Here is an 11,099-nt window from a genome sequence, read left to right as displayed (position 1 = left end):
AACTCTATCAGGTATTATCTACGTTTATAAATCTATTAGGTTGTTCATTATAAAACACTAAACAATGATGAAACGAATCAAATTACTATTATTTATCCTTCCTGTTTCTTTTATACTGATTGCAGGGCTTTCGGGTTGCGGAAATAAAGAACAAATAAAGATGGGATTTCTTTATAGCTCGGATGTAACTATTCGTTTTAATAAAGAAAGCAAGTTTTTTAAAGAACGGGCCGAACAACTCGGAGCGGAAGTGATGATTGACCACGCAAGGGATAATGATGCTTTACAATACGAGAAAGCCATAGAAATGATGGAAGAGGGCATTGACCTGCTTGCCCTCATTGCTGTTAATGTAAATACCGCCGAAAATATAGTAAAAGAAGCAAAAGCCCGAGATATCCCTGTTCTGGCATACAACCGGCTGGTTTCCAATTGCGAGTTGGATGTTTATATCTCAGGGAACAATGAGCAACTGGGGAAAGACATGGCTGGTTATGTTGTTCGTCAAAAGCCAAAAGGAAATTATGTGATACTCAACGGCGACCGTTTCGACAGAAATGCAGTGGAACTGATGGCCTCAATAGAGGAAACATTGAAACCCCATATTGAATCGGGCAATGTTAATGTTCTGTACAAAACCTATATCGAAAACTGGAACCCGGACCATGCCGCATTTGAGCTTGATCAAATACTATCGTCCTACCCGCAAAAAGTGGATGCTGTTATTTCCTGCTTCGACGGCATGGGGGTCGCCTGCATTGAAGTTCTTGAAAAATACGGCCTGGATGGAGAAGTAATCGTGACAGGCCAGGATGCCCAGATTGAATCATGCCGGCGAATTATTGAAGGAACCCAGCACATCACTCTTTACCATCCACTCAGAGATATCGCTTACAAGGCTGCAGAAGTAGCAGTGGATATTGTAAATGGGGAAAGGTTGGAAAAGAAATATGATATCACTTATGCAAACAACGGCTTTATGGATGTCCCGACAGTCCAGATCAATTCTATTCCGGTTACAAAGGAAAATATCGATGAAGTCCTGATTGAGAGCGGCTTTTACGAACGGTCGGAAATTTATCAGTAAAAAGCTCTTTTATAGATTTTTAGATATTCAGATATGACCTGCATTATTCATAAATTATCTATTACGATGCTCAACTATCGGCAAAACACAAGCGTCCTCATCAAATTTGATTTGAAAATAGTTCACTATTTCCTGCATCAAATTTGTCTGCGGTTGCTTGCGTTTTTTGATATTTGAACATCTCATGACGAAAACTTATGAATAAAGCAGGATAAGATGTTAAGATGAATCTGTGATTCTGAAAATATGAACTTCTGTTTGCCATTCTCATTGTTGGAGAAATTTTTTCGGTAATACGTGAAAAAATCATCCAACAACGAGAGTGGCATTTAACCTGCTCATTTATTTCCATAGCCATAGCCATAACCATATCCGTAATTATAGGCGCCGCTGTAACCGAATAAGTGTTTTTCCTGCTTTATGCCATTTACAATCAAAGATACCTTTGTTATTTCTCTTTGCTCAAAGTCTTTCAGAATCCGCGAAACATTTCTCAATCGTGAGTAATTATGGCGTATTACGAAAAGCCATTCATCAACGTACTTTTCGAGAAGGAAAGCATCAGCCACACGTCCAATTGGAGGAGTATCTACTATGATATAGTCAAACTCCTGTTTCAATGAATCAAATAACTCATCCATCAGGACACGTCTCATCATAAGTTCCGGAGGATTTGGAGGTACACTTCCTGCAAAAATTGCTGACAAGTTTTCCACTTTATTTCTCTGAATGATCTGTTCCAGTGTCAAATCACCTGACAAAAAACCACTCACACCCTTCTCAGACCGTTCACCATACATATAAATACTAATTTTTGGCCTTCGCAAATCAAAGTTCAGGAGCATGACCTTATTGCCGGTCATTGAAAGACTCATTGCCAGGTTTATACTTATGAAGCTCTTGCCCTCTCCCACATTTCCACTGGTAACCAAAAATGTCCGGCAATGCTGGTTACTTCTTTTCCACTCACCAAATTGCAAATTGGTTCTAAAAGAACGAAACGACTCACTGACCAACGAATTGGGATAATTTTTAACGATTACATTCTCACTATGATTACTTTCCAGTATATATCCCATTAAGGGAAAATCGGTTATTCCTGTCAGTTCATCATCACTCTGAATTTTGTCATTAAAATAAAATATTAACGTTAATATCAGGCCGGGGATCATCAAACCGGTAGCTATCGCTTTTTTATAGTTCCCTGAAGAATCGGGCGAAACAAGCCGTGCCCTGTTGGCCCTGGGCAGTTCAATTATTTCACTGGCAGGCAAATTGGAAGCCAAAAGTATCTCCATTTCCGAGCGACGAGTCAGCAACATCGTATATAGAGCATCATTTATCTCATAATTCTTTTCCAAATGAGTAAAAAATTCTTTATTTACAGGCATCTCCCAAAGTTCCTTTCGAAGCCTGCCGGTTTCCCTTTCAACCTCTTCCTTTTTCAACCTGTTGTCTTTTATCAATGCGGAAACAGCCTTCTTCAGTGTTTCTTTTAACCTGGCAAAACGTTCCTGCCTGCTTTGCAAAAAGGGGGTATCTTTAAGTGTGCGGCTCTCTATTTCTTTTATTTCCCTGCTAAGAATAAAAACCTCATCCAGCATCTCCTGAAGCTGCTTATTATTAATTTCTAATGATGCAGGCACAATTAGTCCTGAAATGCTATCTCCTTTTTCAAGGTACCGGGCAAGATATTTGAGATATCGCCATTCTAATTCGAGTAATGCAATGGACTCTTCTTTTTTTCCGAGTTCATTTTTAAGTTTTTCCAATTCATAATCGACATCCAGTACCCCCCTGTTTATTTTGGACGATTGGATGTTTGCCGCTGATATATGCAGAGAATCCTTTAATTCGTTTAGCTGGCTGTCAATAAATTCTATTGTTCGGACAGCGATTCTTTTTTGCCTCGACACACCCCGCTGCAAATAAGAATCAATAAGAGATTTAAGAAACGCTACGCCTTTCTCCCTATTACCTGTTTTTACCGATATATTTATGATTGATGTACCTTCTAAGGGTTCTACCAAAAAATGACTCCATTCTGACACCTGGCTATTCAATGAGTTAAATTTGAAATATCCCGCTTGATCCGACTCCATTTCTTTTTTCCCTCTCAGTTTAAATCTTGCAAACGGTAAATCCAGCCATTCCCCTTCAGAAACAATCGTATCGAGCTTAAAATCCCCTGCAAGCAAACGTCTAATCTCTTTTGAGTATTGATACACAACAGGATCTTCAGCCTCCATCCCGATGCGAAATGAAGAATCATTAACAACTGTAACTGAAAATAAGACATCCAACGGTTGAAAAGCCAAATCATCAAAAATTATTTCAACATTTGGTAGCGAGGCAACTTCCTTTTTCCGGAAGCCTTCATCGAGGTAAAAACTAATTTCGTAATCTATATTTTGTACTGCCTCTCTGACAAGATCGTAGGATTTGAGAATTGCTATTTCGTTACGGGTATTGTTCATCATGCCCTGCATAGATTCCATTCCAATCAGTTGTTTCGGAAAATCTGCAGAGTTTTCACTCTTAACCTGTATTGAGGCATCAATCTGATAAACAGGCAATGAGTACCTGTTGACAAAAAATGTTATTACTAAAGATAATAGAACGGATGATAGAATCCATGGCCAGTATTTCAGACCTCTCATGATAATTCTTTTTACCATGAGTGCTTCATTATTCCGTTCTTTAAGCATGTCAGAGGGGCGCATTACATTGATTTTTATGCATTATCCTATGAATCAGGGTGGTAATTGAGTTAATTCAACAGACTAAAGATGGCCAGGCCCGAAGCTACCAATGAAAACATGAGACTATAAGGAAACTTGGTAAATGAAAAAGGTTTGGATTGCCTGGCCGAAACGTATAAAACATCGTCGGGAAGCAAATAGAAATATTCGGATTGAAGTAACCCGTTATCTGTAACATCAATGTATCTGATAATAGAACCATTGGGACTCTTTCTGACAAGCATCACCTTCCGGGCATTACCGAATTCATTGATACCGTTGGCGTGTCCCAGTGCCTGGAGAATATTTATTTCTTCGCTGTCGATGGTGTATGTTCCCGGATTTCCGACCTCTCCCAGAATGGTAATCTGAAAGTTAACAAGTTTTACAAAAGCATTAACATCTTTAAAATATTCACCAAGTGCTTCTTCAATCTCTGCTCGGGCTTCCTCAACGGTAAGTCCCTTTACATATATATCATTCACAAAGGAGTAGCTCACACATCCCTCAGAGTTGACCTTATGTGAGTTAAGGAACATATACGTTGGGTTCATTAACTCCGGAAAGTCGGTTTGAAAAAATTTGCTGGTTTCCGGATCGCTGCTTGTTACCTTAATAAACAGATGGTCACCACTTTTTATCCGGTATACCGAAGTGCGGTCATTCTCAATTTCTTTCTCAAGCTCAGTAATGCTTTTTTGTTGCAGAAGTTCTACTTTTTTCAGATTAACGCAGGAAGTTACCGTAATCATAGAAACAAGCAACCAAAATTGTAAAAAGTACTTCATATCATTATCTTTTTAGTCTGGCAATTAAAGTTTTACAGATCATAGAATTTTAACACCTTATACAATTGAATTTTTCGTCCGTCCAGATAAGCAACAAGAAAAGCTCCCTCAACATCGATTTCCTCAATCACACGCCTGGCCAGTTGATAATTACTACCGACAGCAATCTGGTATTTGTACCATCCTTCTTCCTCTATTTCAGTCACTCTTCTGCTGCCTTCGTATATTTCACGCAATTCAACGTCAGTAAGTTGTTCTTTACTGGCGGCTATTTGTACCCGGTATTCCACAGAATTATTTCTCTGAAACAGTATCGCTTTCCATAATTTCTCTTTTTCACCTCGTTCATTGTAGGCAACGATAAAACTTTCTTTAGTACCGATACTGCTTAAAACGTCAAGGGCAGTAATGTAACTGGGCGAAAAGCCAACCTGATAGCGATGCCATCCTTCTTCATACCGGTGTACGATTTCAAGAGGTCCTTTATATATCCTGGAAAGCGAAAGAGTATCCAGCAGATAGCGGCTGGCCGCTATCTGAACACCAAAAATGTAGCGAAAATTTCCCTCTGTAACGGAATCGGAAAATGGTATTTCTGCTTTTGCAGAAGAAGTCTCTCTCATTTCCGGTTCCGGGAAATATCCACCTTTCTGAATATTTCTGACAGAATCGCGAAGATCACTGCCATAGTCACCAATGGAAGTATCGGATGATGAATGAAATGAAAATATTATTGTGTCAACTTTAACAGAAGCATTCGATGATGACCCTGCATCAATATCACGGTTGAGTAATGAAAGATACCTGAACCAGGCTTTTTTGAGAGAATCTTTATGATATGATGTAATAAAATTCGACAGAACTACTGTATCCGGAAGCCCGGAAACAATAACCTGTGAAATAGTATCTGTTTGAGGGATTTCTCCGGAAAATCGAAGAGAGGTTTCTGTCTGGTTTAAACTTTCGCACATGCTAAAATATTCTCCAACAGAAAAATAACCAGATACTGCTGTTTCACCTTCAATTAACCCAATCCCGGTAAAAGACACTAATAGAATAAAAAATCTTTTAATCCGGTAACCCATTTCGAAATTCTGTATTGATGCTATTCAACTTTTCCAATGCCTTACCAACCACAAACCGCTTCTTAATTAGTGGTTGTCCATAAACTCGAAATAATATCTTCACAGTATGTGTGTCTGTTCATAAAGTGCCAGTTGCAAGGCTTGCGAAGCCGCCAAAAACAGAGTTTACTTTTGGTAAATGAGTATTTTGGCGGCAAGCGTAACACAGCAAATGGTACTTTATTGGCATACACCCTTTATTGAGCCAAAGGATTGGGGATAAATTGGAATATCTGCTTTAGAGCAGACCTGTCCGATGTTCGGACAAGAAATGACATCGATAACGATGAACTGAAAATCAGTTGGACGGGCAAATGTTTCTTTTCTTTTGAGCCAGTCATCGCCCGGTAGCTCGCTTCAAACTAACAAAAATCTTTACGTAAAGATTTAATTTTTGTTTGCAATTACATCCAAAAAAATGAATCAATATCGCGGAATTCGTCATATAGCTACATTTCAGTTCTCTATTATTGTGCTTCAGTAATTGTTTTTTTAATTTCAGATAACGAATAGATATCTTTGCGAATCGAATAATTACAACAATAAATTCAAAAAGACTATGAATAGACGCCTTGAACCGCTCAAGATATTTGGACTTCTCGGAATTTTACTCATAACCTCATGTAGTGAAAGAAGTTCCGAAAAAAAAGAGCAGATACCTGTGGTAAAAACCACCCGGGTAAAATCTTTTCACAATCTGTTATCTAAAAGCTACCCCGCCCGCATAAAGGCATCATCCGACATCAGGCTCTCTTTCAGAGTGGCAGGGCCTTTGTCGAAGGTTCTGGTGGAAGAAGGAGAATATGTAAAGAAAGGACAGTTGCTTGCAAAAATTGACCCGCGAGATTACGAACTTCGTTTGAAAGGGACAGAGGCTAAATATCGGGAAATTAAAGCAGAAGTAGATAGAATAACCGCTCTTTACAAAAAAGGGAAAGTACCTGAAAATGATTACGATAAAGCTGTTTCAGGGCTTAAACAAATCACGGCACAGTATGAAGCTCATAAAAATGCCCTGAACGATACTCGTTTAAAGGCTCCGTTTGCCGGGAATGTGGCAGACGTATTTTTTGACACTCATGAGATGGTCGATGCAGGAATGCCGGTAATTGCACTGGTAGATACCCAACAATACGAAATTGTTGCTCATCTGCCCGCCGATGACTATCTGAAAAAAAACAATTTTGTTGATTTTCGCTGCCGTACTGTTAATCACCCCGGAGAAGAATGGCCCCTGACTTTAAAAAGCATAGTGGCAAAAGGTAATGTTAACGGACTGTATCCGGCCCGTTTCATGCTTTCAGAGCCTGAAAAAGGGAAAATATTGCCCGGCATGAGCGCAAGGGTAATCATTCAGTACTCTGCAGATGATAACGGTTTATTATCGGTACCATCCACAGCAGTATTTAAAAAGAATGAGCAATCACTTGTATGGAAGCTGGACAAGGAAAGCCAAACAGTTAAATCGGTAACGGTAAAAATAGTTCGCATCGATGCAGAAGGCAATGCCATTGTTAAAGGGAACCTTAACACCAACGATGTTGTAGTTAGTGCAGGCATTCACTCGATCCGGGAAGGACAAAAAGTTAAACAACTGGAACCGCCGGCTGAAAGCAATATTGGCGGCCTGTTGTAAAGATTAGATCATCAGATTCATTGATGACTGCAATCTAAAAAACATCTTTGTTGCCAAACTCTTTGTTATTTGCTAAAATGCAGTATGTCAATATTAAATAGATTTTCTTACATCCTATATCTAAAAATCTAACGATCTATTGGTTAATCTGAACAAGATTAAAAAAATAAACAACCGATTCCTAATCCTGACAAGCCGGAAACAAAAAAAAGTTATTGAGTTAAAATTTTCATTATCTGACTGATGACAGAATTTGCCTTTAAAAACAAAATACTGTTCTACTTTTTTCTTATAGTCCTCACTGTTGGGGGTGTATTATCATTCCGGTCGATGAGCAAACTGGAAGACCCTGAAATTAAAGTAAAACAGGCGCTGGTAGTAACAATCTATCCGGGTGCTTCGGCCCATGAAGTGGAGCTGGAAGTAACCGACATTCTTGAAAAGGCCATTGGTACCATGGGCGACCTGAAGCAAACCGAATCGCGCTCAGAACCCGACTATTCGGAAATCACGGTGGAACTCGATCCTACGGTTGACCCCGATGAAATTGAACAAAAATGGGACATTCTGCGAAGAAAAGTCAACCGTGCTGCTGCTGAACTCCCGTCAGGTGCGCAACATCCAATAGTGGTAGACGACTTTGGAGATGTATACGGACTTTTTTATGCCATGACCTCTGACGGGTTCTCATACGAAGAGATGCATGATTATGGTCTGCTGGTAAAAAAGGAGATAGAAGACATTCCGTCAGTAAAGCGGGTAGAGATATATGGTGATCGCAATCCCTGCATTAACATCAATATTAAACAGGACAGGATGGCCAGCCTGGGAGTACACCCTGCCGAAGTTCTGTCAACCCTTCGAAACCAGAACGAAACGGTTTATGCAGGATACTTCGAAACCGGAAGCGAGCGCATCCGGGTGGATGTCAACAATGATTTCGATAATCTCAATGATATCCGCAATCTTATCATCCAGGGGCATGAGAACGATCAGGTACGACTTGGTGATATTGCAGACGTTGAAAAAAACCTGGAATCCCCTTACAGGGAAGCTATGCGACATAATAGTATACCTGCCATCGGCATCTCTGTTTCAATGCAGTCGGGCGAAAACATTGTAGAACTTGGTGAAACGGTAGATAAAAAACTGGCAGAACTTAAGACGAAACGCGTCCCGGCAGGAATAGACTTCAAAAAAGTGTTTTTCCAACCGGAGAAAGTTGAGGATGCCATTTCGACATTCATGTTTAACCTGGCTCAATCGGTTGCTATTGTTGTACTGATACTAATGCTGGCTATGGGCTGGAGAAGTGGATTTATTATAGGCAGCGGCCTCCTGCTCACCATCCTCGGTTCTTTCGTAATCCTTAATCTCTTCAACGGAACGCTGCAAAGAGTTTCCCTGGCCTCGCTTATTGTTGCTATGGGAATGCTTGTGGATAACGCAATTGTGATTATTGACGGTATATTGGTGGACTTACAGAATGGCATAAAAAAGAAAAAAGCTTTGGTCAATACAGCGCGAAAAACCGCCTGGCCTTTACTTGGAGCTACATTGATTGCCATTTTTGCATTTTTACCCATCTTTTTATCACCGGATACTTCGGGCGAATATGTCCGGGATTTGTTTATTGTCCTCGCTGTTTCTCTCCTGCTGAGCTGGATACTGGCACTGACACAGGCACCGGTAATGGCCGATAAACAATTTAAACGATCAAAAAAGCAAAAACACAATGACAAGAGACCTTACAGCGGAAAAATATATACTTTTCACCGAAAAAGCCTCAGCTATTTACTCTATCATAAAACACTGGCAATTATACTTGTAACCATTCTGTTGGCCGCAAGTGCGTTACTTTTCCCGCTCATCCCGCAGACATTCTTCCCAGACCTGAGCTACAATCAGTTATACATCGAATATGACATGCCGGCCGGCACACGAATTGAAAAAGTTGACAGTGATCTTGCCGAGATTGAGAAATATCTGCTTGATCAGCCGGAAGTTACTAATGTCACAACAAGCCTGGGGGGAACGCCTTCACGGTACAATCTGGTTCGTTCCATTGCCGAACCCTCGATGAGTTACGGAGAACTCATTGTGGATTTCACTGATGAAGAAGTCTTGAAAGAAAAACTCCCTGAAATTCAGGATTACCTGATAAATAATTATCCTCAGGCCTATGCAAGAGTAAAACGCTACAACCTGATGTACAAAAAATTCCCTGTCGAGGTAGTTTTTACAGGTCCCGATCCGGCAATTCTTAAGAATCTCACCTCTCAGGCTAAAGAAATTATGGAAGAGGAGCCGGGAGCTATCCTGGTGACCGACAACTGGGAGCCTGCATCCAAAGTGCTGGTAGCCCGCTATCATCAGGAAATGGCCAGAAGATCGGGACTTTCGAGACCAGACCTGGCCCTCTCGCTACTTACAGCTACCGAAGGGCTCCCGATCGGGGATTTTTATGACGGAACTCGTGCGATTCCAATTTATGTAAAAAGTACAGACAAAGACGGAGAGCAGGTGAATAATCTGGAAACGGCGCCGGCATTCAGCGTTTTGCCATCGGTGAACAATTTTAACCCGGAAACAATAAAAGGAATCATGTCGGGAACCACATCTTATGAAGAAATTCTGGAGTCGACACTTGGTGCTGTTCCAATAAATCAGGCGGTAAAGAGTATTGATGTGGAGTGGGAAGAACCGGTTGTAAGACGCTACAATGGACGACGTGCCATAAAAGCTCAGTGTAATCCGGCCCCGGGGCTCACAGCCGACGATGTCCGGGGCCGGATTCTGAAAAAAATTGAAGCCATTGAGTTACCCACTGGTTATCGAATGGAGTGGCAGGGAGAATACCAGGCCAGTTCTGAATCTCAGCAATACTTGTTCATGTATCTTCCCCTGACCATTGTTCTGATAATTTCCGTACTAATCGCCCTGTTCAATGACTATAAAAAGCCTCTGATCATCATCCTCAGTCTTCCGCTTGCCTTCATTGGCATAGTGGTTGGAATGTTGGTTACAGGCAAAGAATTTGGGTTTGTGGCCATAGTCGGAACACTTGGTCTGATGGGAATGATGATTAAAAATGGTGTTGTTCTGCTCGAAGAAGTAGGGCTGCAAATTAAAGAAGGTAAAAAACCATTCATTGCCATTATGGATGCCTCAACATCAAGATTGCGACCAGTCATGATGGCATCTTTAACAACCATTATGGGGATGATTCCTCTCATCACCGACGATATGTTCGGTTCTATGGCCGTTACCATGATGTCGGGATTGCTGATAGGAAGCGTGATCACCCTAATGATGATACCTGTTCTTTATGCCTTGTTTTATAATGTTGTTCACCCATTGAGTAAAAAAAGACCAAAAAACAAAACTATGCCTTATAATAAGTTCCAGCATATGAGTTCCATTTGACCTTAATTAGTGTCTGTCCACAAAGTGCCATTTACTGCGTTACGCTCGTCCGAAAATTACTCATTTACGATGAGTAAACTCCGTATTTTCGGACTTCACAAGCCTTGCAACTGGCACTTTCTGAACAGACACACATATTGTGAAAATATTTTTGTGAGTTTATAGACACGCACTAATTAATAAATTTTATTCGAATGAAACGAGCATGAGAAGGTTTGTCACAAGAGAACATGTATAAACCCAATCATGCGAGTTCCATCAGACCAATAACTTAGACTAATTTTATACTGATGAAAA

At 40.5% G+C, this 11,099-nt stretch carries 6 protein-coding genes; 3 read left to right on the top strand and 3 right to left on the bottom strand.

Annotation, left to right across the window (positions count from 1 at the left end; genetic code table 11):
- Positions 1-64 precede the first annotated feature (64 nt).
- Entirely contained in the window at positions 65-1,087 is a 1,023-nt protein-coding gene (locus tag OQ5_RS0109120; RefSeq protein ID WP_016777194.1) for a substrate-binding domain-containing protein, read from the top strand.
- A gap of 338 nt (positions 1,088-1,425) precedes the next feature.
- On the opposite strand, the gene OQ5_RS0109110 is transcribed toward OQ5_RS0109120, so the two are convergent.
- From OQ5_RS0109110 to OQ5_RS0109100, 3 genes are read right to left on the bottom strand one after another with little or no spacing between them, the layout of a single operon-like run.
- Positions 1,426-3,810, bottom strand: coding sequence for a polysaccharide biosynthesis tyrosine autokinase (locus OQ5_RS0109110; protein ID WP_016777192.1), 2,385 nt, complete (start codon positions 3,808-3,810; stop codon positions 1,426-1,428).
- A 47-nt stretch (positions 3,811-3,857) separates the two neighbouring features.
- Positions 3,858-4,616, bottom strand: a complete 759-nt coding sequence (locus OQ5_RS0109105; protein ID WP_016777191.1) for a polysaccharide biosynthesis/export family protein — start codon at positions 4,614-4,616, stop codon at positions 3,858-3,860.
- Between the two features lie 32 nt (positions 4,617-4,648).
- Positions 4,649-5,701, bottom strand: a complete 1,053-nt coding sequence (locus tag OQ5_RS0109100) for a hypothetical protein (RefSeq protein ID WP_141638867.1) — start codon at positions 5,699-5,701, stop codon at positions 4,649-4,651.
- Between the two features lie 598 nt (positions 5,702-6,299).
- On the opposite strand from OQ5_RS0109100, the gene OQ5_RS0109095 reads away from it, so the two are divergent.
- Positions 6,300-7,376, top strand: a complete 1,077-nt coding sequence (locus tag OQ5_RS0109095) for an efflux RND transporter periplasmic adaptor subunit (RefSeq protein ID WP_016777189.1) — start codon at positions 6,300-6,302, stop codon at positions 7,374-7,376.
- Positions 7,377-7,619: 243 nt separating this feature from the next.
- Positions 7,620-10,802, top strand: coding sequence for an efflux RND transporter permease subunit (locus OQ5_RS0109090; protein ID WP_016777188.1), 3,183 nt, complete (start codon positions 7,620-7,622; stop codon positions 10,800-10,802).
- The last annotated feature ends 297 nt before the right edge of the window (positions 10,803-11,099 follow it).

The organism is Anaerophaga thermohalophila str. Valhall, from assembly GCF_000250735.1.
Lineage (GTDB): Bacteria > Bacteroidota > Bacteroidia > Bacteroidales > Marinilabiliaceae > Anaerophaga > Anaerophaga thermohalophila_A.
This window is presented reverse-complemented; position numbering and strand designations above follow the sequence as displayed.

Bases quoted from the DNA above. Each gene is read 5' to 3' on its own strand.
- OQ5_RS0109105 (WP_016777191.1), bottom strand. From the start codon at position 4,616: ATGAAGTACTTTTTACAATTTTGGTTGCTTGTTTCTATGATTACGGTA.
- OQ5_RS0109095 (WP_016777189.1), top strand. From the start codon at position 6,300: ATGAATAGACGCCTTGAACCGCTCAAGATATTTGGACTTCTCGGAATT.
- OQ5_RS0109090 (WP_016777188.1), top strand. From the start codon at position 7,620: ATGACAGAATTTGCCTTTAAAAACAAAATACTGTTCTACTTTTTTCTT.
- OQ5_RS0109110 (WP_016777192.1), bottom strand. From the start codon at position 3,810: ATGCGCCCCTCTGACATGCTTAAAGAACGGAATAATGAAGCACTCATG.
- OQ5_RS0109100 (WP_141638867.1), bottom strand. From the start codon at position 5,701: ATGGGTTACCGGATTAAAAGATTTTTTATTCTATTAGTGTCTTTTACC.
- OQ5_RS0109120 (WP_016777194.1), top strand. From the start codon at position 65: ATGATGAAACGAATCAAATTACTATTATTTATCCTTCCTGTTTCTTTT.